Annotated in this window: 20 protein-coding genes; 5 read left to right on the plus strand and 15 right to left on the minus strand. The window is 38.4% G+C overall.

Features of this window, described 5'->3' with window-relative positions; translation table 11 throughout:
• Nucleotides 1-61: 61 nt before the first annotated feature.
• The 7 genes from LCM23_RS18110 to LCM23_RS18140 form a co-directional block, all read right to left on the minus strand.
• Nucleotides 62-1,060 carry an ABC transporter ATP-binding protein gene (locus tag LCM23_RS18110; protein WP_224938169.1) on the minus strand — a complete coding sequence of 333 codons (999 nt, stop codon included), beginning with the start codon at nt 1,058-1,060 and terminating at the stop codon, nt 62-64.
• A 5-nt stretch (nt 1,061-1,065) separates the two neighbouring features.
• Nucleotides 1,066-2,016: an ABC transporter permease gene (locus LCM23_RS18115; protein ID WP_224938170.1), complete on the minus strand. Its 951-nt coding sequence runs from the start codon at nt 2,014-2,016 to the stop codon at nt 1,066-1,068.
• Complete coding sequence (locus LCM23_RS18120) at nt 2,016-2,948, minus strand: ABC transporter permease (protein ID WP_095370874.1); 933 nt, start codon at nt 2,946-2,948, stop codon at nt 2,016-2,018. The genes LCM23_RS18115 and LCM23_RS18120 overlap by 1 nt, the downstream gene beginning before the upstream one ends.
• Nucleotides 2,949-2,960: 12 nt before the next feature.
• A complete protein-coding gene (locus LCM23_RS18125) occupies nt 2,961-3,785 on the minus strand; it encodes a M55 family metallopeptidase (RefSeq protein WP_224938171.1) in 825 nt (274 codons plus the stop codon).
• 158 nt (nt 3,786-3,943) lie between these two features.
• The gene (locus LCM23_RS18130; protein WP_224938172.1) at nt 3,944-4,261 is read right to left on the minus strand and encodes a DUF3870 domain-containing protein; all 318 of its coding nucleotides are present in this window, start codon (nt 4,259-4,261) and stop codon (nt 3,944-3,946) included.
• 175 nt (nt 4,262-4,436) lie between these two features.
• Nucleotides 4,437-5,636: an alanyl-tRNA editing protein gene (locus LCM23_RS18135; RefSeq protein WP_224938173.1), complete on the minus strand. Its 1,200-nt coding sequence runs from the start codon at nt 5,634-5,636 to the stop codon at nt 4,437-4,439.
• A gap of 4 nt (nt 5,637-5,640) precedes the next feature.
• Nucleotides 5,641-6,939 (minus strand): D-serine ammonia-lyase, encoded by a 1,299-nt coding sequence (locus tag LCM23_RS18140; protein WP_224938174.1) that lies wholly within the window; start codon nt 6,937-6,939, stop codon nt 5,641-5,643.
• Between the two features lie 100 nt (nt 6,940-7,039).
• On the opposite strand from LCM23_RS18140, the gene LCM23_RS18145 reads away from it, so the two are divergent.
• Nucleotides 7,040-7,483 carry a hypothetical protein gene (locus LCM23_RS18145; protein WP_224938175.1) on the plus strand — a complete coding sequence of 148 codons (444 nt, stop codon included), beginning with the start codon at nt 7,040-7,042 and terminating at the stop codon, nt 7,481-7,483.
• Nucleotides 7,484-7,891: 408 nt separating this feature from the next.
• On the opposite strand, the gene LCM23_RS18150 is transcribed toward LCM23_RS18145, so the two are convergent.
• Genes LCM23_RS18150 through LCM23_RS18170 form a run of 5 tightly spaced genes read right to left on the minus strand, consistent with a single transcriptional unit; the run spans nt 7,892 to nt 12,287 of the window.
• The gene (locus LCM23_RS18150) at nt 7,892-8,458 is read right to left on the minus strand and encodes a 5' nucleotidase, NT5C type (RefSeq protein WP_224938176.1); all 567 of its coding nucleotides are present in this window, start codon (nt 8,456-8,458) and stop codon (nt 7,892-7,894) included.
• A 12-nt stretch (nt 8,459-8,470) separates the two neighbouring features.
• Nucleotides 8,471-9,559, minus strand: coding sequence for a bifunctional diaminohydroxyphosphoribosylaminopyrimidine deaminase/5-amino-6-(5-phosphoribosylamino)uracil reductase RibD (ribD, locus tag LCM23_RS18155; protein WP_224938177.1), 1,089 nt, complete (start codon nt 9,557-9,559; stop codon nt 8,471-8,473).
• Entirely contained in the window at nt 9,552-10,307 is a 756-nt protein-coding gene (locus LCM23_RS18160) for a GTP cyclohydrolase II (RefSeq protein WP_224938178.1), read from the minus strand. Before LCM23_RS18160 ends, ribD begins: the two co-directional genes overlap by 8 nt.
• A gap of 20 nt (nt 10,308-10,327) precedes the next feature.
• Nucleotides 10,328-11,419, minus strand: coding sequence for an FAD-dependent monooxygenase (locus tag LCM23_RS18165; RefSeq protein ID WP_224938179.1), 1,092 nt, complete (start codon nt 11,417-11,419; stop codon nt 10,328-10,330).
• Nucleotides 11,420-11,432: 13 nt separating this feature from the next.
• On the minus strand, nt 11,433-12,287 hold the full coding sequence (locus LCM23_RS18170) for a VOC family protein (RefSeq protein ID WP_224938180.1): 855 nt from the start codon (nt 12,285-12,287) through the stop codon (nt 11,433-11,435).
• A 140-nt stretch (nt 12,288-12,427) separates the two neighbouring features.
• On the opposite strand from LCM23_RS18170, the gene LCM23_RS18175 reads away from it, so the two are divergent.
• Nucleotides 12,428-12,742: a winged helix-turn-helix transcriptional regulator gene (locus LCM23_RS18175; protein ID WP_095370884.1), complete on the plus strand. Its 315-nt coding sequence runs from the start codon at nt 12,428-12,430 to the stop codon at nt 12,740-12,742.
• Nucleotides 12,743-12,925: 183 nt separating this feature from the next.
• Here the strand turns inward: LCM23_RS18175 and LCM23_RS18180 are convergent, their stop codons facing one another.
• From LCM23_RS18180 to LCM23_RS18190, 3 genes are all read right to left on the minus strand, one after another.
• Entirely contained in the window at nt 12,926-13,519 is a 594-nt protein-coding gene (locus LCM23_RS18180) for a DUF1641 domain-containing protein (RefSeq protein ID WP_224938181.1), read from the minus strand.
• A complete protein-coding gene (gene fdhF, locus LCM23_RS18185; protein ID WP_224938182.1) occupies nt 13,512-16,466 on the minus strand; it encodes a formate dehydrogenase subunit alpha in 2,955 nt (984 codons plus the stop codon). Before fdhF ends, LCM23_RS18180 begins: the two co-directional genes overlap by 8 nt.
• 305 nt (nt 16,467-16,771) lie before the next feature.
• Nucleotides 16,772-17,650, minus strand: a complete 879-nt coding sequence (locus LCM23_RS18190) for a YitT family protein (protein WP_095370887.1) — start codon at nt 17,648-17,650, stop codon at nt 16,772-16,774.
• A gap of 331 nt (nt 17,651-17,981) precedes the next feature.
• Between LCM23_RS18190 and LCM23_RS18195 the strand changes: the two genes are divergently transcribed.
• From LCM23_RS18195 to cydS, 3 genes are read left to right on the plus strand one after another with little or no spacing between them, the layout of a single operon-like run.
• Nucleotides 17,982-19,334 carry a cytochrome ubiquinol oxidase subunit I gene (locus tag LCM23_RS18195; protein WP_224938183.1) on the plus strand — a complete coding sequence of 451 codons (1,353 nt, stop codon included), beginning with the start codon at nt 17,982-17,984 and terminating at the stop codon, nt 19,332-19,334.
• Entirely contained in the window at nt 19,324-20,349 is a 1,026-nt protein-coding gene (locus LCM23_RS18200) for a cytochrome d ubiquinol oxidase subunit II (RefSeq protein WP_224938184.1), read from the plus strand. Before LCM23_RS18195 ends, LCM23_RS18200 begins: the two co-directional genes overlap by 11 nt.
• Nucleotides 20,350-20,366: 17 nt before the next feature.
• Nucleotides 20,367-20,477, plus strand: a complete 111-nt coding sequence (gene cydS / locus LCM23_RS26230; protein WP_373370948.1) for a cytochrome bd oxidase small subunit CydS — start codon at nt 20,367-20,369, stop codon at nt 20,475-20,477.
• The last annotated feature ends 116 nt before the right edge of the window (nt 20,478-20,593 follow it).

Consider the following 20,593-nt stretch of genomic DNA (forward strand, 5'->3'; position numbering starts at 1 on the left):
CCTTCATCTTTATAAATATTTTATATTTTCAGCTATTTCAGCTGATAAATATTAAGACTGCTTACTTGACCATTATTTTTAATTTTTGCGCCCTTTCATCTTGCAACCAACAATCCACTTTATGTGTATTGGAAAGTTTCTTTTCACGTGGAATGATCTTATCACATACTTCCATAGCAAAATCACATCTTGCTGTAAATGGACAACCAATTGGTGGTGAAAATAAATCTGGGGGTGAACCTAAAATAGGAACCAGTTCCCCACCAATTAGATCGAGTCTCGGTACAGATTGCAACAAGCCTTTCGTATAAGGATGCTGGGGTTGATAAAAAATTTCTCTCCTCGTGCCTTCCTCAACGATTTTACCAGCGTACATAACGGCAATGCGGTCAGCTACTTGGGCGACAACACCTAAATCATGTGTGATCAAAATAATAGATACATCAGTCTTCTTTTGTATTTCTTTAAATAAATCAAGTATTTGCGCTTGGATTGTTACATCCAAAGCTGTTGTTGGTTCATCAGCAATAAGAATTTCCGGCTCACACACCAGGGCGATGGCAATCATCAACCTTTGTCTCATCCCCCCACTAAATTCATGAGGGTAGTTTTTCATACGCATATCTGCATCAGGAATACCGACAAGATTTAACATATCAAGTGCCCGTTTTCTTGCCTTTTCTTTTGTTGAACCATCATGTTGTATAATGCCTTCTATTAGTTGCTTTCCTACAGTCAATGTCGGGTTTAATGCGGTCATTGGGTCTTGGAAAATCATTGAAATATCCTTCCCGCGTACAGTTCTCATTTCTTTTTCAGAAATATTCACGAGGTCTTTATTTTTAAATCGAATCGCACCAGACGCAATCTTTCCTGGTGGTGAGGGGATGAGCCTCATAATACTTTGTGAGGTTACACTTTTCCCACAACCTGACTCGCCAACAATGGCTAATGTTTCTCCCTTATTTAAGTCGAAGGTAACACCTCTTACTGCTTTTACTTCTCCGCCATACGTCTTAAACGTTACATGCAGATCTTCCACTTCAAGTATTTTCTCCATGATTGTTACCTCCTTAACTTAGGATCCAATGCGTCTTGTAAACCGTCACCTAACACATTAAATGAAAACATCGTTAAACTAATAAATAACGCTGGGAAGAATAGTCTCCACCAATCTCCAGTTAATATAGAAGTGAGTGCATCATTAGCCATCGATCCCCAACTAGCTAGTGGGGGTTGAATCCCTAACCCTAAGAAGCTAAGAAAGGCTTCAGCAAAAATGGCTGATGGTACTGTTAAAGTCATCTGAACGATTATCGGTCCCATCGTATTCGGAAGTAAGTTTTTACGAATGATTCTCCCCGTTTTCGTACCAAAGGTTTTCGATGCCATTACAAATTCATAGTTTTTCACCTGAAGAACTTGCCCCCGGACAATCCTGGCCATTCCTACCCAGCCTGTGATCGACAGGGCAAAAATAATGGTGAATAACCCTGGTCCCATGACCACACTAATTAAAATCACGACTAAAAGATAAGGAAGACCGTATAATACCTCTACAATCCGCATCATTACATTGTCTGTGCGTCCACCCTTATAACCGGCGATGCCTCCATAAGCAACACCAATGGCAAAGTCAATAAGTGCTGCAGCAAGACCCACAAATAAGGAAACCTGGGCCCCTTCCCACACTCGAGTAAAGACATCTCTACCTAGTTCATCTGTGCCAAACCAAAATTCTGAAGATGGCGCCAAGTTTTGATTCGCCAGCATTTGTTCGGATCCATTATGAGGGGAAATCAACGGCCCCACAAAAGACATAATGGTTAAAAGAACAAGAAAAACGAGCCCTGACATAGCCAATTTATTCTTCAATAACCTTTTCCATGCATCTTGCCAATAAGAAAGACTCGGTCTGACAACCGCTTCCGCTTTTCTTTCATCTTTTTCTTTCGGGGAAAACCAATCATCTGGAATATCTGTATATGTATCGTTCGTGTGCTTTTGTGTCTCCATCAGTTCCCCTCCTTTTTATGAAGCTTAATTCTAGGGTCTAATATGCCGTAAGCAATGTCGACAAGGAATAACATAACGATTAATATCGAGCTGTAAAACACCGTAGTCCCCATAATGACTGGATAGTCACGCGTATTAATACTCTCAACGAAATACTTCCCCATGCCCGGGATAGCAAATATTTTCTCAATCACAAATGTACCTGTAAGAATACTGGCAGCTAATGTACCTAGCACGGTTACTACCGGTAAAAGCGCATTGCGCAATGCATGTCTAAAAACAATTGTCACAGGCTTCAAACCTTTCGCTTTCGCTGTGCGAATATAGTCCTGTGTTAACACTTCTAGCATGCTGGATCTTGTAAGCCTAGCAATAATTGCCATCGGCCCAGTCGCAAGCGCTAAAGTCGGTAGCACCATATGCATTGGACTCGACCATGTTGCTACAGGAAAAATCGGAAGGTTAACTGCAAGTTGCTGAATTAGCATGGTTGCCATGACAAAATTCGGAATGGAAATACCTAACACCGCTACAGTCATAGCTAAATAATCTATAAAGCCATTATGTCTAAGAGCGGCGATCACGCCGAGGGTAATCCCCGATATAACAGCCACTATGAGGGTGACCATCCCTAATTCAAAAGAAACAGGAAAGCCCCGACCGAGCATATCATTAACCGATTGCGCCGGCTTTTTAATCGACGGTCCAAAATCAAAGGTAACGACAGATTGGATATAAGAAAAATACTGGACATATAGTGGTTCATCTAAATGATAGAATGCTTCTAAGTTCCTTTGAACCGCTTCACTTGTTGCACGTTCATTATTAAATGGCGAACCTGGTATAGCATGCATAAGAAAGAATGTAAGTGTGATGATTACCCATAAGGTGATGACCATCGCCCCGAGTCGTTTTCCAATGTACTTAAGCATAGACACACCTCCTTAGCAATATGATGTTCTCGAAGCTAATTCAGTCATGACAAGCATGGCACGATAAGCTTCTAAGATGTCTTTCGCTTGAAATTGCACCGTTGTTGTTCCTTCTTCCAAACGTGTTCCAGGCATTAATGCCGCCCACTCTGCTTGACCATAATTGGCAAACTCAATTTTAAGAAGCGGCTTATCTGGAGGCACAAGCGGCCTAACTCTTTCTTTATTCTCTATTGCTTGCACTGTCTTTTCTTTCAATAAAATCTCTGCTTTTGCTGGCGTAAGTGACTTCACTGCTGAACGGGTAATCGTTTCTTTCACTACCGCTGTCGTTATATGAGGTATTAGGCTTTCTGCTTCTTTCGCTGCTTGGTCATCACCAGCAACCATGATGACAGGGACACCATAGTATCCAGCTACATATGCATTGAACCCCAACTCACCAACAACAACATCGTTAATAAACATATTTCTCACATTAAAAAACATAGAATGCGACATCACGCCCTTCATGGAAGCGCGGGCATGATATCCGACAAAAATTGCTCCAGCATAAGATTCATCTATACCTTCTACCATTGAAAAGGGCTTTACATCCCCTGTAATTAAACTTGTATCTGGATGGAGATATTCAATCATCAAATTATTCATTTTCGAATGACTATCATTCACAAGCACCTCTTCACAACCTTGATTGAAGGCCTCTGTGATTACATAGTTCGCTTCATCAGTCATAATTCTCCGACCACGTTCATAGTTGTTTTTAGCTGAATCTACTTGAGTATGATCAGCAAGACCTGTAATTCCTTCCATATCGACTGACACATATAATTTCATTTTGTCCCCTCCACCTTATGATTCTCAGAAAATTGAAAATATTTTTCAAAAAAATATCATACCTTCATCATTAGAAATCAAAAAAAATCCAACGACCAAGGCATAGTGAAATAAACCTTTAGTCGCTGGATTTTATCTGCGATAAACAGAAAAAGCAGCTATTTCATTTTTAATTGGTTATATTTAATAAGTGCATTGCGATACGCTACCATTATGGCTTTCTGCGATGATCCAAAATATCTCGTTTCGATTTCATTTAATAAGAAATCAGACTCCAACAAACTTTGCCCAACGAAAATAGATTGGATGAAAGCTGATGTTAAACCTATGGTTGAAGAGCATTCAGCGTCGATAATCTTCCCAGAATCTTTCTCAACCACAAAGGCAATGAAAAAACCATTGTATTGTTGCATAATCGCATTGTTAGAAGAGGTTTTACTCTCTCCAATAATATAGAGGGTATTTGGCGGAAACATTTTTCTTCCTCCTAGCCAGTATGGATATTACAAGAGGTGCTTATGTAAAAACATAAACATTCATTGTAATGCATAAGACCCTTACTTAGAATTGTAAACCATTCGTCCTAGCTTTGACAATCAATTTTCAATATTTTTCTTAATATTTTTTTAATTTTGTCTTATTTATGTTAGATTATATAACATATGAAAGTGCCTTGTCTAGCAGGACTTTTCCCTCTACACTGCGCTCTCCGCCACCTTGAGCGAAAGTTTGGTTGCCTCCACCCTTACCTTTTATCTCTTGGAGTAACTTGCTACAAATTTCCTTCATGCTAAAGTCTACTTGTGTTCCACTCGCACATATACATTGTAGCTTCGTTTCCGTTTCATTAATAAACACAATAAGATTATTATCTTTCTCTGCTGTCATCCATTTGGCCATCCATTGCAATTCACTGATTGAACGATTAAGAAAAACCTTACCGACAACCAAGCAGTTATCGTTTGTCTTTGCTGTAGTCATTAATTGACGTGCTTCAAATTGCAAAAGTTGTTCTCTATTTACTTCTAATTGCTTTTGCAAGCTTTTCATATCCACTAAAAGCTTCTTAATTGTTTGCGCTACTTCTTCCTCAGGTGCACTTAATAACTTGCTTGCTTCATTTAAAACTTTATTTTTTTGATGCAATTGCTGCAATACCCTTGCACCACAAACAAAGTAAATTCGCGTTTTCTTTTTATGTCTCTCTGTTCCGAGAATTTTAATCGCACTTACTTCACCAGTTGAAGAAGGGTGTGTACCACCACATCCATTATAGTCAAATGATGGAATAATCACTAAACGAATATGATGAGAGACCGTTGTTTCTTTGCGAAGTGGATACTTGTAAAGATCCTCTTTCTCTACCCATACTGTCTCTATTTCTCTATTTTCAAGGATGATTTGGTTCGCTACATTTTCCACCCTTTCGAGTTCTTCATCCGTTACGTCTTCAATGTCTAAATCTATTGAAACAATTTCTTTCCCTAAATGAAAGCTAATCGTTTGATAGTGAAACGTTTCAGCAAAGGCAGCTGAAAGAATATGCTGACCCGCATGCTGCTGCATATGATCAAAGCGACGGTCCCAGTTAATTTTACCATCGACTTTCTCCCCTTCGTCTAACAACTGCGCCAAATAATGCCTAATCTCACCCTCCTTTTCTTCAACATTCATTACCTCTACACCATTTAGCCATCCCTTATCAGCAGGTTGTCCACCACCGGTCGGGTAAAACGCAGTTTCTTCTAATACGACGTAGCTGCCTTCTGTATCTTTACCTACCTTCGAGATATTTGTTGTAAATGTTTGTATATAAGCATCATTATAAAATAGCTTTTTTGTGAAATTCATGTCTTTATTCCCCCGCCTTTTTTGCCAAATGTAAATATTGTAGCTGTATTTCATCAGGGACCATGCTGCCGCCTGTTCCCCATACGAGATGAGTAGCCTTACTCATATTAGTGATACCAACCTGCTCAGAGTACATTGATTGAAGGATTTTTTTCGGACCTAAGAACCCAGCTAAAGCTGAAGGCTCCAAGAAAATACCCTCCTCACTCTTGAGAAAATGCATCATTTCATACAACTCACGGTCCGAAACAGTATAAACACCGCTTATCGCTTTTTCTAGCATATGACCAACTAATTGAGAGGGGCGTCCAACAGCGAGTCCATCCGCCTCTGTCTTTAGCTCTATTCCAATATCCTGTACCGAAATCTTTTCATGGAGGCCTGTTCGCAAACCTAATAACATGGCCGGTGCGTGTGTCGGTTCAGCAAAGAAACAATGTACATGCTCACCAAAAACTTGTTTTAATCCAAAGGTAATGCCCCCTGGTCCCCCTCCTACCCCACAAGGTAAGTAGACAAATAATGGATGCTCATGATTGATGCTGATTTGCTTTTCTTCTAGCTGTTTCTTTAGACGAAAGGCAGCAACTGCATATCCAAGAAAAAGGTGTTCAGAATGCTCATCGTCTATAAAATACATGGTCGGATCGCTCTCTGCTTGTCTTCTACCTTCAGCTACCGCCGCGCTAAAATCTGAAGTATGCTCGATGACCTGTACACCTTTTTGCTTCAATAATTCCTTCTTCCACTTCTTTGCCTCACTCGACATATGTACATATACGCGAAATCCAAGTTTTGCACCCATTATACCGATGCTTAAACCAAGATTACCTGTAGAACCAACAGCCATACTATACTGTGAAAAAAATGCCTGCTGATTAAATAATTTGCTATAATCATCAGTAAGGTTAAGAATCCCTTCAGATAAAGCAAGGTGTTCTGCATGCTTTAATACTTCATATATCCCACCTCTAGCTTTAATAGATCCCGATATAGGAAGTTCATTATCTGCCTTTAGCAGTAAGTCTCCTTTGACATTTACATGTTTTTCCTTCATATTGAACAATGTGAGTAAAGGAGATTCAATGATTCCCTTCTGCTTGCTTGTTTCAGGAAAAGCTTTAGCAATATATGGAGCAAATCTTTCTAAACGTCTTATAGCATCTTCAACATGTACACTAGATAAAGGACCACGAATCGTAGAATCATATTGTTGATTCAACCATAGTACTGGTTCATATTTAACTAGCTTTTTAATAAGTGAATCATTTGCTAATAACTGTTGTATTTGATTATTTTTCATATTCTATACACCTTCTTATCATTACGCTTTATCCTTATTTTGGCCGAACTATATTGGTTTTGTCGAGTGTAATTGTAAAATTGAGAAAGGAAGAACCCCCATGACTACATTTAAAAAAATGAATCTGCTGAGCCTATTTTATGCACTCATCGCTTATTTCCCCGTACAGCTTTCAAGCAATGTTAATAGAATCAGTCGCTGGACAGGCATAAATGTCAGTATGGTTATCATTATTAGTAATACACTTATTCTGATCATCCTTCTCTTAGGTACTGCCTATATTTTTCATTTAACTACAAAATGGCTACACCATAAAAAAATAAGGTATTTTACTAGCATTACTTGGATTCCTTTCTTTTCCATCATGATGCTTATTACTGCAATATTCTTACCGTTTTCAATGACCATCGAATCACCTAATCCAGTCACCAGTATCATCATTCTTATTTGTGTCATTCTCTATCCTATTTACATATTAATTGTTAATGGGTTCATGGCCATGACTCAATCATCTGAACAACCTTTAGTAGATAAAGTGAAGTAAAGTTATTTCACCACCATATAAGTAAATTTATTCACAAAGAGTTGTACACATCTTGTGTTACAGCCTTTTGTGACTGGTTTTACTTTACGTAAAAAACTAGTCCCTCAATGGGGAGCAGGCGGCTGTTCCAAACAGTGAATACCTTTTTCAATTACTCAAAACTCTCCCTCCTCTTTTTCCAGCAAACAATTCACTTCTTAACCAATTTAAAAAAATCCAGCGTCTATCGGAATCGAGTCATGATATTTTAACGATACGGAGCACTTCTATCAACCTTTGGGAAGTGTAGACATCAAGCAATAATTGTATTTCGTTTCATTAGATTCCTTCACTTTTACTATTTCCACGAAATGCTAAAAAAACTGACTCTATATTGTCGTACGTATACGACAATCTGAGTCAGTTTTTTTATTGGTCGATATTTCTTAAATACACTTGCCAGTCTTTTATTCTTTCCCAATCACAAGCCTCTTGATTATATGATTGATCCTTTAAAAAACATGTGACCTTTGTCTCTTTGAGTGTGTGCAATATTTGTGGTTTATCGTCGACATAATAATCTAGCTGAAGATCTTGAATGATATTCACTTTTTCGTGATCCTTCATTCCACAGAAAAAATGACCTTCTTCAATTGGAAAACCGAATTGCTTCATCCAAGCTTTCGTTTGCTGGCAATAGTCCGCATCTCTTGCTGTAATATAAAAGATCTCATGCCCCATTGCCGCCAGCTTCTGTAAAAGCTCAAGTGCGCCAGGAAAAGCTTTGCAATTCGTAAAAAAGATTTCCTCTTGATGTTGATTCCACATTTTGAAACCTTCATCATCTGTCAAATCATATAAAGAATGGATTTCAAGTGTGTTTAATTGTTGAAGTGCAGATGCTTCAATCTCCTTCTTTAATTTCCGATTATAAATACTTAATGCATGTCCTCTTAAATCGATTAAAGTATCATCAATATCAAAACCAAACCTCATCATTTCATTCCTTTATTTGTTAGTAGGATATCCAACAAACTTAAAGTCTTTGCCAATCGGAGTCACCGTTACATGCTCTAATTCTACCGCTTCACTCATAAGAGCAACCCCTGTACCTTCTAAAAAGGTGGGTGCTTCTTTTCCACCAACTAACTTAGGCCCTAAGTAAATAACTACTTTATCAATATAACCGTCCTCTAAAAAGGACGCACTGACATTGCCACCGCCTTCAATCAGAACAGAAGAAATTTGCTCTTCTTTTAACATAGTCATTACTTCAGCGATAGTTACTTTTTCTGTTGATGTATGAAAGAGACGAATGCCCTTCTCTTCTAGCTGCGCTTTCTTCTCTTGATCATAGTAGGAACCAGTAAAAATCCATGTTGGTGCTAACCCATCATTAACAAGCTGACTTTCCATAGGGATACGTAAAGTTGAATCTAACACAAGTCTAATGGGATTTCTACCATTTTGTATTCTAGACGTTAGAGCTGGGTCATCATGAAGCACTGTTCCAATTCCAACTAAAATCGCTTGATGGTTACTTCTTAACTGATGTACATCTAATCTTGCTTCTTCTGAAGTAATCCACTTACTGCTAGCTGTATGTGTAGCTATTTTACCATCCAATGAAATACCTGATTTCAGTGTAATGAAAGGACGATCAGCAGTTATATAATGATTAAATACCTCATTCATCTCTATTGCTGCTTGTTCACAAACACCAATAATTACTTCGATACCTGCTTTTTCTAATATCCTTACTCCATTCCCGCTAACAATAGGATTGGGGTCTAATGAAGCGATTACGCATTTTTTTATCCCCGCTTGAACAAGGGCCTCCGCACAGGGACCCGTTCGTCCATGATGGGAACAAGGTTCCAAGGTAACATAAATCGTCGCCCCTTTCGCTTGATCACCTGCCATATTGAGCGCATGAATTTCTGCATGTGGTTCACCTGCTTTCATATGGGCGCCGATACCCACAATCCGCTGATTATTTACAATAACGGCACCTACAAGCGGATTGGGATCTGTTTGTCCCTTCATCGCTTTGGCATTTTGCAGTGCTAACTCCATGTAAAATTGATCATTACTCATCTCTCGACACCCCTTCAGCTTGAAGATGCCCGGATTTTAACACCTTTGTTTGCAAATATTTTTCATTAAAATCAGAGATATCACCCCATAGAGGTGTACGACCTACTAATAAGGCTCCTGCATCTGTTAAAGCATCTAGTTTCTTGGGATTATTCGTGATTAATGTAATAGGTTTTTTCCTCAATTGTTGTAATACAGTGATTGCTTCATCATATTTTCGAGAGTCATCCACAAAGCCAAGCTCTTCATTTGCCTCAACGGTATCATAACCATTTTCCTGCAGTACATAAGCCATCGCTTTACTAAATAACCCAATGCCTCTTCCCTCATGATTAGCTAAGTAAAACAATGCGCCCGAACCATTTGCCACCATCATTTTCATAGATTGCTTAAGTTGGTATCCGCAATCACAACGCTTGCTGCCAAAAATATCCCCGGTATGACAAATGGAGTGAAAACGCACCAAAGCATCTTCACTTTCCTCAAAGTCACCGTAAACAAGGACACTCGATTGCTGTGAATCGGCAAGGTTAGCAGAAGATAAATGAGCGACAATCTTGCTCGTATCATCCATCACTTCAGCACTATCTAACCAGCAATACCATTTGAAATGCACAGTTTCTCCATCTAGGTTTACAGGTAAGCGAATCGGCCCTACTAAATAAACAGAACGATCCCCTCGATCAATTCTCTGAATCTTTTTTTCTAATATTTCAATTGCTTTTGTTTCTATGTTTATTTGATTCATTTATTTCTCCCCCTAAAGACTCAGGCAGAGACAAACTGCTCTCTGTATGAAGCCTCCATCTTTTGTTGCTCTAATTGTAAAGATTCAATATCCGTTCTTCTATATCTTTCAAACTCATTTAGGCATGCTGCACTTGTATCGTTTGCAGCTAAAGCTTTAACTATCGTTGGATATAATGTTTCTGCATCAATCAAGGCACTATTTAAGCCAAATGCACCTGTTGGACTCATCGTATGAGCTGCGTCTCCCATTAGTACTAAGCCATCCTTAACCCAAGTTTGGCAACGACAACTTTGTACATTTAGTAAAATAAAATCCTGCCACGATTGAATATACTTTAACACAGATTGTTGTAAATCTGGAAATGCCTGAATTAACTTTTCTATATATGTTTCCACTGGTTGTTTCCTAATCTCTGCAAAAGCACCTTTATCTATATTCCATCCCACTTGAATATAAGAATTCGTTTGTGTAAATAGCGCTAGTTGGTGATCGTTTACTAAGCCTTGTCGTATAACAGGTTGCCAATTTTGTGGTGCAGGGAATTTTGCCCAAAGTAAATCGTAATCGTGTTCAATTTTTTCAAATGGAATTTTAGCTAGCTTTCTAATCGTTGAATGCCTACCATCTGAACCAATAACAATGGAGGAGTGAATCATTATTTCTTCTCCATTTTTCCTTTTCGCTTTTACCCCTTTTACTTTCCCATCTGAGAGCATCAATTCAGTAGCCCTTGTACCTGTTAATAGGCGATAGGCGGAGAACTGTAAAGACTCTTTTAATAGAACTGATAATAAATGCTTTTGCGGTACATGGATGCCAACATGTCTTTCATCTGGAGCAGGTGAGACAGTTCTAAGAATTCTCCCGTTCTGCCAGTACTCTATTCCTTCCATCGACAATATACCTAATTGTTTGACCTGATCAAACAATTGATATTTTTTAAGTACATTTTCACCTAAGTGATTTAAATGTTCTCCTCTGAATTCTTTATCCATATTTTCATTACGTTCTAGCACGATGACATTGATGCCATTTTTCGCTAATAAATATCCCAATAATGCGCCGCCAGGTCCGGCACCAACAATACATACATCGTAGTTAACATCCATAAGGCTCACCTTTCTATTCAACGACTAACTTAATATTGTTTCCAGCGGGGTCACTCACCATATAACTGTCCGCTTGCCTTTCGACCTCTATATTCATCGCTTGCAGTCTTTCAACAGCCTGTTCAAGCTTATTTTTCGGAAAAACGAGCGTATAGAAAGCCATCCCAACACTATTAGCTGAAGGTGCTACAGCCATGGTTCCGTTCCAAATATTTAAGCCAATATGGTGATGGTACTTCCCAGTAGAAATAAACAATGCTTGATTACCATAATGAGTAACTACTTCAAAGCCTAGACCCTCACAATAAAAAGTTTTTGCTTCTTCTATATTATTTACATGTAAATGAATATGTCCCATAATTGTTTCATTCGGCATACCATTCCACTCATTACCGTCCCATTCACTCATAATACTTTGAACATCTAAGGCATTGGTGCCCATGACAACTTCTTCGCCCCTCCAATCCCAAGACGTTTTTGGGCGATCAGCATAAATTTCAATCCCATTTCCGTCTGGGTCTGCTAAATAAAGGGCTTCACTCACATCATGATCAGACGCTCCTTGTAAAGGATAATTCACTTTAATAAAGTGGCGAATGATCTTAGCTAAGTCATTTCTCGTTGGAAGCAGGATGGCAAAATGATAGAGCCCCGTTCTTCTCAGCTCTTTTTTCTGCAAACCTTCTGGCGCATGTAATTGCACTGAAGTTTGATTCCCATCAGCTGATAATGACACTTCATGCTTGCTTTGATGCAATACTTGGAAACCTAATATATCTTGATAGAATCTTAGTGATGTTTGTAAATTTGTTACTTTAAGATCTATTTTCTGTGCGTAGATATTTGGCTCTGCATGAAACGTATTCATTTGCATTAACCCCTTTAATTGTCTTTTAGTTATGTTAGTTACTTTATGTAAGTAATTATATTTTTGTTAACTACTTGTGTCAAGTACAATAATCATGTATTGTTAAGATATAAGGAAATCATCGAATAGGGGTGACCATTTTGAATCAAGCACTGATATGTCCTCGATTCGAAAAAGCCATGAGTATCATGAGCCAACGTTGGACTGGTCTAGTAATCTATCAACTATTAGCAGGACCTAAACGCTTTTGTACATTAGAATCTTCAATGAGCATTAGCGGTAGAGTCTTGTCCGAAAGATTAAAGGACCTTGAACAACAAGGTATTGTTAAACGCGAGGTGTATCCGGAAACGCCCGTAAGAATAGAGTATTCGCTTACAGACAAAGGAATGGCCCTAGAGCCCGTTTTACGCGAAATAGAGAAGTGGTCTCAAGAATGGTTGCAAGCCGAATAAAGAACGACAATAAATCCCCATATACGTACTATGGGGACCTTTTTTTATGAGTGAGGTCTTTTGCCCACACTTCTCGCTACTTCCATAGCCGCTTATATGCGCATTTTATTCTTATCAGAGGCACCGTCCCTCTTTTCTCCCCTCCCAAAAAAAATTTCCGGCACATTGGCCGGAAATTCATTCTTATTTTCTCTTTAAAAATAACGGGATAGACATAACTGCTGCTCCACCTATAAAAAAGAGCCAATTCTTATTAAACTTTCTGGTGTCCGGATTTTGTTTTACTATCTCTTCCTTTTCCTTACCCTCACTTGAACCAAGTCCTTTTACAAAAGCAAGTAGAATACTCATTCCTTCCCTTACCTCTGAATCCCTTAGCATAGATAGCATGGTCACTTCCTTTTTTTCCTTATCTGATTGTTGAACCTCTACCATGCGGGTGAGTGCAGTATTTATTTTATCAATCATCGGTTCCCATTCCTTTAAATCCATTTTTCCCAAGACTTCAAGGAGAAGGAACGAATTTTTAATTGATCCTGTAACTTCAGGATGCTCCATTGATAACAGGACACGGTCAAGAATTTTGTCACTTTGTCCCAGCATACTTTCAACGATATGAAGGATGCCTTTTTCGTGGATTCTTTGTATTAAGTGTATAGAATCAATAATTGCTCGGCGGTTATTCACAATACTATCTTCTAGTTCCTTTAATTCCCTCTTTCTCTGCTCTTCAGGCGACACTTCAATTTTTCGAATAACTGTTGTTGCTTTAGCCATGTTTCCTCCTCCTCTCTCTCACAAGATCTCCAGGGAAAATATAGTCGCTCCTCTGCCATTTCCCTTCCACATTCACACCTACTTGCGGTTGAGGTGTGCCGAAGCGATGATTCTTTCGTGGTAATGGTGACTCTCCATCTTCTTCTATCACCTCAAGCTTTGCTGAAATCTCTTTATATGCAGGCGTATCTGTATCCTTATCTGTATGCGAACTAGTTAAATAGTTAATAGCGCCCTCTCCAGATGTATTCATTGGTAAATAGACTTGCTTACCTTTTACTCGATCAGTGACGAGACAGCTTACCCTTACACTGCCATAGGGAGAAGTTAACCTCACTTTCGTACCATCTCTAATCCCTCTTTCCGCTGCCAATTCGCCTGACACCTCCAGAAAGACATTAGGTGTTTTACCGGAAATCGCTTTAGACTTGTAAGTCATATTCCCTTCATGAAAATGCTCTAGCAGTCGACCGTTGTTGACATGGATATCATATTCTTCATTGAAAGTGAGCGGTTGTGTCCATTTCACTGGATGAAGAATAGCTTTTCCACCCGGAAGTGAAAATCCATCTGTGAATAAGAGTGGAGTATCCTTGCCATCTGCTGCTACTGGCCATTGTAGACTTTTATAGCCTTCTAACCGATCATAATTGACTCCAGCCATTAACGGGGTAAGAGATGCGGCTTCATCCATAATCTCACTTGGATGTTGATAGTTCCAATCTCCTCCTAGTTGATTAGCAATAGCCATAATAATTTCCCAATCAGGCTTAGAATCACCAAGGGGTTCCATTACTCTATATAACCGTTGAATTCTTCTTTCGGTATTGGTAAACGTTCCTTCTTTCTCCAAACTAGGACTGGCTGGTAATACAACATCCGCATATTGGCATGTTTTCGAGAAAAAGATATCTTGCACAATAAACAGGTCTAGTTTTTCAAAAGCTGCTTGTACATGATTGATATTCGTATCAACAATCCCCATATCTTCACCTTTTATATATAAAGCCTTTAATTTCCCTTCATGAATGGCTTCTACCATTTCTTGATTATTTAAACCAGGCTCACTAGGGAGGTCCACACCCCACTGCTCCTCAAAACGTTGTCTGACACTTTCATCGGTTACATATTGATAACCAGGGAAACGATCTGGCATACTGCCAAAATCACTTGTTCCTTGCACATTATTATGACCTCTAAGTGGATAAGCACCTGCACCTGGTTTCATATAGTTTCCTGTTACAAGGAGCAAATTAGAGATAGCTGTACTTGTGTCACTGCCTCCACCATGCTGTGTCACACCCATCGCCCAAAGGATAGATGTTGTTTTTGCTTCATGAATTCTTTCAGCGATTGAGATCAGCTCTTCTTCTGATAAGTGCGTCACTTCAGAAGCGTATGATAATGTATAGGGCGTTAAACTTTCGAAGAAAACTTCTACATCATTGACATGCGCAGCTAAAAACGCTTCATCATGCCAGCCTTGATCGACAATATATTTTGTTACTGCTGAAAGCCAAACAAGATCGCTGCCCGGTGCAGGTTGAACGAAAAGGTCTGCTCGTTCAGCTAATTCATGCTTCCGTAAATCTGCCACAATCACTTTTTGACCATTTAATTTCTGCGCTCGTTTCACTCTTGTCGCCAAAACAGGATGGGATTCTGCTGTATTGGAGCCGATAGAAATGATTAACTCTGCTTGAGCAATATCACTAATGCTGCCAGAATCGCCTCCGTAACCTACTGTTCTCCATAGTCCCTTTGTTGCTGGAGATTGGCAATAACGGGAACAATTATCAACATTATTTGTCCCGATGACAGCTCTCGCTAATTTTTGCATTAAATAGGACTCTTCATTTGTACATTTAGAAGATGCAACAAAAGCTAATGAATCCGGTCCATGATTCGTTTTTATCTCAGTCATTTTTGAGCGAATAAAAGTAAGCGCTTCCTCCCACTCCACTTCTTTGAAACCTTCTTCATCTCTTATCAATGGCTTAGTCAAACGCTCTTCACTATTCACAAAATCCCAGCCAAATTTGCCTTTCACACAAGTTGATACACCATTTGCTGGTGCCTCTTCCTGCGGCTCCACTTTTAATATTTGCCTTCCTTTTGTCCACACATCAAACGAACAGCCTACGCCACAATATGTACAAACGGTTTTCGTCTTTTTAATTCTTTCTTCTCGCATAGTTGCTTCTATATCCGAAATGGTTAAAAGAGACTCATAACCTGTTTCAATATTCTTCGTTAGTTCAATCATCGGACGAAGAGATTGTTGTTTAACACCGGTTAAGAATCCGGCTTCTCCTTCCATCCCAACTTCCATCATGGCATTACAAGGGCAAACAGTTGAACAATGACCACAGTTTACACATGACGAGTCTTCAATCGGAGAATCCTTGTCCCAAATTACTCGTGGTCGCTTTAAATCCCAATCAATTGTTAACGTTTCATTAACTTGTAAGTTCTGACACGCCTCGACACATCTTCCACAAAGGATACATTGATCAGGATCATAGCGATAAAACTCATTTCTTTGTACTTCTGCATTTTTTGATGTATGATCAGTCTCTTGATGGGAAATCTTCATTTCTTTGACGGTATTATGTATTTCGCAATTGCCGTTATTAAAGTCACAAACTGTGCAATATAATTCATGATTACCTAATATGCGATCCATAGCGATCATCTGCGCTTCATGGATATCTTCACCTACTGTTTCAACCTTATCATTTGGCCGAATGGTTGTTGAGCACGAACGGACATATTCTCCATTCACTTTTACAATACAAGTGTCACAAGTTTCAATAGCTCCTAAACTAGGATGATAACAAAGTGATGGTATCTCAATATTCTTTGTATTTAATAGCTGCATGACCGTCTTTTGATTACTCACACTTGTTGTTTCATCATTAATTGTGACCTCAAACTTCTCTGTCACTATGAGCCCCCCTTAATCCCTTTATTTACCTATCTACTATTTCCCCTTTACCCATTCATTCCCTGCATAAACTGCGTTGTATTTTTATAATTTTCCGTTAATTTTAATGGTTATAATCAAATATCCTTCTCTTAAGTAATAATTAAATACGATATGAATCGCAATACTCTACATAGAAAATAATTAAGAATTCTCATTTAAGTAGGATTCTTTTTCACTAAAAATCTCTTTTATTTTATTTATAAAACGAAAAAACTCATCCCCCCAAACAGTCAAGTTTGGGAAAGGATGAGTAATAAACTGAATTAGTGAATGTTCGTTTTCCTAAAGCTTCCACCTTTCACTTCTGCTACATCATAAACGGTGACAAATGCGCCGTCATCAATTTCAGAAATGATTTCTTTCATTTTGCTTTCTTCTAAACGGTTAATGACACAAGTGATTTCGATGAACTTTTCATGTGAATAACCGCCATAAGCTTCTTTATACGTAGCACTACGCCCAAGACGGTCGCGAATGGTTTCAACCATAGCCACTGGTTCAGTTGTAATGATTTTAAATGTTTTCGATCCACTTAAACCTTCCTCAACGATATGTATCACTTTACTTGCAATAAAATAAGCAATCGCAGATAAGAACGCCCCTTGGAGGCCGAACACAGTAGAAACAATAATAAAGACAAATAAATTTAAGAATAGAATTAAATCACTTGTTCCGAATGGGAGCTTTCGTGAAAGTAGCACAGCAAGCATGTCGATTCCATCAAGTGCCCCACCATTACGTAATGCTAACCCCATACCAAAACCAAGAATAATTCCACCTACAACTGTGACAAGGAGTGTATCACCTTGGATAATGACTGGTATGTGATGCATGAGGCTTGTACCTGCAGCTAATGAAGCAATACCAATAATTGAATAGATGGCAAATGTTTTACCAATTTGTTTATAACCTAACCAAACAAAAGGTATATTAAGAATTGCGATTAAAACACCTAATGGGACATCAAATAGTTGCGAACCTACAATGCTAATGCCCGTAACGCCTCCATCTGATACATTATTAGGAATCAAGACTGCCTCCAGTCCATAAGCAGCGATAAAACCACCTATAATAACAATCAGACATCTAATCACCATTCTTAGTATACTTTGTTTACTTTTCTTTTTACTTTTTGTTTCCATCATAATCTCCTCTTTACTTTTTCAAATTGATACATAGCTAGAATATATTCCTTATCATCCCTTTCTAACGAAAATTTCCCCTTTAAAAAACAGTTACTTCTATTATAACTCAATTATTCTCAGCCTTTGTAACAAGTTTCTGTCTGATTCTTAATAATATCCCATATTATGGGCAAACTTAGTTTGAAATAAAGGAGGAGACAAAATGTATAAAAAACAGGAGAAGAAGCTCATTTTATTAGCCTTTTCAATCGCTTTTATTCTCGGTTTATCCATCCTCGGACGCTTGTTCCACTAATGATAAAAGATAATAACGAAAGAAGGGTTTCTATTGGCTAGCGAACAAGGCGTTTTATATAGCCGTGCTTTGACAGAGTTAACATTAACTTTCCATATCATTTATGCAACCATTGGTGTAGGAATCCCACTAATGATTATGATTGCCCAATGGATCGGAATTAAAAAGCAAGATGACCATTACATATTACTTGCTCGTCGATGGGCAAGAGGATTCGTCATTACCGTAGCTGTTGGAGTTGTGACAGGAACGGCAATCGGCTTGCAGCTTTCTCTTCTTTGGCCACACTTTATGGAACTAGTAGGACATATTATTGCTCTGCCATTATTTATGGAAGTATTTGCTTTCTTCTTTGAGGCAATCTTTCTTGGCATTTACTTATATACATGGGATCGATTTGAAAATCAAAAAAAACATTTACTATTGTTAATCCCTGTTGCATTAGGTGCTTCATTTTCGGCTGTTTTTATTACTGTGGTCAATGCTTTCATGAATTCACCTCAAGGATTTGATATTGTCGATGGACAGATTGTTAATATTTCTCCATTGATAGCTATGTTTAGTCCAGCTATGCCAACAAAGGTAGCACATGTTTTAAGCACGGCCTATATGACTTCAGCTTTTATACTTGCTAGTATTGCTGCTTATCGCATGCTTAGAGGTTCAACACATCTCTATCATAAAAAAGCGCTTTATCTAACTTTAAAACTTGCACTCGTCTTCTCCATCTCCACCGCCCTGTTAGGTGACTTCGCTGGAAAATATTTAGCCGAATATCAACCAGAGAAGCTTGCTGCTGCCGAGTGGCATTTTGAAACAGAAGAAAATGCGCCTCTTATTCTCTATGGTGTATTAGATGATGAAGAGATTAAATATGCCATTCGGATACCTTACGCTTTAAGTATGCTTGCCCACAGCAATCCATTTGCCGAAGTCATCGGTTTGGACCAGTTTGATGAAGATGTTACGCCACCTTTATATATTCATTATTTATTCGATATTATGGTGACTTTAGGTATGCTCCTTATTTTAATTGCTTTACTTTATATTATTGGGCTTATTAGAAACTGGTCATTTATCCATGCAAAATGGTTTTTATGGATTATGGTGCTTTCCGGTCCACTTTCAATGATCGCCATTGAGGTAGGGTGGTGGTTCACCGAAGTAGGTAGACAGCCTTGGATTCTACATGGATTGATGCGGACAGCTGAAGCGGCAACTAGTAATGAATATGTAGGCTGGATGCTTGTTCTGTTTGCCTGTTTATACCTCTTGCTCGGTGCAGGAAGTATTTACGTACTCACTAGTATGTTCAAGAGAAACACGGTTGAACAAGAATTAGCTGATCGAAAAATAGAAAAAGGCGGTGACACTTTTGAGTCTTGAGATAATTGGTATTTTTGTACTTTGGCTGTTTTTGTTTGGTTACGTTATCGTTGCATCTATTGATTTTGGCGCAGGATTTTTTAATGCCTACAGCTTATATAGAGGCAATCAACATATTTTAAATAAAATCATTCAACGTTACTTATCCCCAGTATGGGAAGTCACCAATGTATTTCTCGTCTTTTTCTTTGTCGGTATCGTTGGGTTTTTTCCACAATCCGCTTATTATTATGGGACCACTCTGTTAGTGCCGATTAGCTTAGCCATTATTTTATTAGCCATTCGTGGATCTTATTATGCTTTTTCAACATACGGAAATCGTATGCCCAAGAGGTATACATACGTTTATGGATTATCTGGCTTATTTATCCCAGCTTCTCTTTCAATTGTTTTTACAATCTCAGAAGGCGGATTTATTTCAATCGAACAAAGTGGACCTGTGCTTGATATAGCCTCCCTTTTCACAAGCCCACTCACATGGAGTATTGTTGTACTGAGTATAACGGCAGTTCTTTATATCTCAGCTGTTTTCTTAACATGGTATGCCCATTATGCCAAGGACGAAGAGGCAACTACTTTATTAAGGAAATATGCACTAATATGGGCTATCCCTTCACTCATTACAGCAATTGGGATTATCGTTGAATTAAAGTTCCACAACCCAGAGCATTTTGAACGACTTGTTGATTTATGGTGGATGTTTGCATTGTCTGTACTATTTTTCATCGGGACGTTTATCCTTATATATAAGAGAATGAACTATGGACTCGCATTCACTTTATTATGCGGACAATATTACCTTGCCTTCTTTGCTTATGGCATTTCACATTATCCGTATTTACTGTATCCCCATTTATCAATATTTGATAGTTTCACAAATGAAGCAATGGCCATCGCTTTAATCATTGCCTTTATAGCCGGTTTAGGTTTGCTCCTACCATCGCTCTATCTTTTATTGCGACTTTTCTTATTTAACAAGGAGTATGTACAAGGGCGAAATGATAGTCATGTATAAGAAAGGAGATCATTTAGATGAGTACATTTATTATTTTTTATGCGCCGTTTATTGTCATCTTATTATCCATTATCATCGGCTTTCGAGTTGCTTTATATGATCGATCAGCGGTTAACCGGAAAGATTAAACGTTTATAGACGTACAATGGAATTAAAAATAATCTATGTGCTTTAGGCTAATGCTTTCACTCTGCCTGCACTATACATGGAATAATTTAAAAAGGAATAATTGTTATATTAGTAT

The organism is Cytobacillus kochii, assembly GCF_020171845.1.
In the GTDB taxonomy this organism is placed as follows: domain Bacteria; phylum Bacillota; class Bacilli; order Bacillales; family Cytobacillaceae; genus Cytobacillus; species Cytobacillus kochii.

What these genes read in the sequence shown, in the direction of transcription:
- LCM23_RS18145 (WP_224938175.1), top strand. Translation starts at nt 7,040, where the DNA reads ATGACTACATTTAAAAAAATGAATCTGCTGAGCCTATTTTATGCACTC.
- LCM23_RS18120 (WP_095370874.1), bottom strand. Translation starts at nt 2,948, where the DNA reads ATGCTTAAGTACATTGGAAAACGACTCGGGGCGATGGTCATCACCTTA.
- ribD (WP_224938177.1), bottom strand. Translation starts at nt 9,559, where the DNA reads ATGAGTAATGATCAATTTTACATGGAGTTAGCACTGCAAAATGCCAAA.
- LCM23_RS18165 (WP_224938179.1), bottom strand. Translation starts at nt 11,419, where the DNA reads ATGGATGTTAACTACGATGTATGTATTGTTGGTGCCGGACCTGGCGGC.
- LCM23_RS18150 (WP_224938176.1), bottom strand. Translation starts at nt 8,458, where the DNA reads ATGAGGTTTGGTTTTGATATTGATGATACTTTAATCGATTTAAGAGGA.
- LCM23_RS18135 (WP_224938173.1), bottom strand. Translation starts at nt 5,636, where the DNA reads ATGAATTTCACAAAAAAGCTATTTTATAATGATGCTTATATACAAACA.
- LCM23_RS18180 (WP_224938181.1), bottom strand. Translation starts at nt 13,519, where the DNA reads ATGGCTAAAGCAACAACAGTTATTCGAAAAATTGAAGTGTCGCCTGAA.
- LCM23_RS18125 (WP_224938171.1), bottom strand. Translation starts at nt 3,785, where the DNA reads ATGAAATTATATGTGTCAGTCGATATGGAAGGAATTACAGGTCTTGCT.
- cydS (WP_373370948.1), top strand. Translation starts at nt 20,367, where the DNA reads ATGAGTACATTTATTATTTTTTATGCGCCGTTTATTGTCATCTTATTA.
- LCM23_RS18115 (WP_224938170.1), bottom strand. Translation starts at nt 2,016, where the DNA reads ATGGAGACACAAAAGCACACGAACGATACATATACAGATATTCCAGAT.
- LCM23_RS18190 (WP_095370887.1), bottom strand. Translation starts at nt 17,650, where the DNA reads ATGGAAACAAAAAGTAAAAAGAAAAGTAAACAAAGTATACTAAGAATG.
- LCM23_RS18140 (WP_224938174.1), bottom strand. Translation starts at nt 6,939, where the DNA reads ATGAAAAATAATCAAATACAACAGTTATTAGCAAATGATTCACTTATT.
- LCM23_RS18110 (WP_224938169.1), bottom strand. Translation starts at nt 1,060, where the DNA reads ATGGAGAAAATACTTGAAGTGGAAGATCTGCATGTAACGTTTAAGACG.
- LCM23_RS18160 (WP_224938178.1), bottom strand. Translation starts at nt 10,307, where the DNA reads ATGAATCAAATAAACATAGAAACAAAAGCAATTGAAATATTAGAAAAA.
- LCM23_RS18170 (WP_224938180.1), bottom strand. Translation starts at nt 12,287, where the DNA reads ATGAATACGTTTCATGCAGAGCCAAATATCTACGCACAGAAAATAGAT.
- LCM23_RS18130 (WP_224938172.1), bottom strand. Translation starts at nt 4,261, where the DNA reads ATGTTTCCGCCAAATACCCTCTATATTATTGGAGAGAGTAAAACCTCT.